Origin of the sequence: Psychrobacter glacincola, assembly GCF_965118485.1 — a bacterium.
Taxonomy (GTDB): domain Bacteria; phylum Pseudomonadota; class Gammaproteobacteria; order Pseudomonadales; family Moraxellaceae; genus Psychrobacter; species Psychrobacter glacincola_D.
In genome coordinates this window covers 1-661 of the sequence record NZ_CBCPJH010000092.1, presented here as the reverse complement: position 1 = coordinate 661, position 661 = coordinate 1, and the positions used below count along the sequence as shown (strand labels likewise).

Annotated in this window: 1 protein-coding gene; it reads right to left on the bottom strand. The window is 44.6% G+C overall.

The window, feature by feature from the left end; all coding sequences use genetic code 11:
• On the bottom strand, positions 1 to 661 hold a 661-nt coding region (locus tag ACMHKH_RS14680; protein WP_413521357.1), incomplete at both ends, for a hypothetical protein.

Here is a 661-nt window from a genome sequence, read left to right as displayed (position 1 = left end):
TCTTTAAAGTAGCTTTAAGGGCCTCTGAGTAGGTTTTACGCTGGGTTGTTGGTAAGGAGTTAACATCACGCAACGCAAGTTTGAATTGCTGACAGGTTTTATCCAAGGTATCTGCTAAATGTTCTTTAGCAACCTCTCTTGCCTCAGCTGGGTGGTTATCTTGATTGATATAATACGTTAACCCTTCGGTATAGCTGAATGATGAGATGATGTCCCGAGTCATTCTGCCAACCTCTCCTGCACTACCACCTAACTTGTCGATGATACTGGTATTAAATTCCGCTCGTTTTTGATCGATACTGTCTCTGAAATCTGTAAAATGTTTGGTAAGCGCTAGATACTGCTCACGTTCAGCGTTAGGATCACGCAACAGCTTGATAATGGCTTTGTTGTTTTCAACCAGCGTGTAATCAAAACGTTTGGCCACTTGGCGTAAGTGCGCGGTAAATTCCACGGCTTTATCGTGGTCCTCAATACCATGGCGCTGTGCAAACTCGCTGAGTAGTGCCACTTGACGCTGATCAAATTTATCAGGGGCGTCAGCCGCGGTTTCTCCTTGCGCCCATCTGATAGCCATATCATCACGATGACGTTGTATTAAGCGCATGGCTAGGTGCAGCTTCATACGTTCAACATACTCAAAGATTCTCTCATCTTCAAA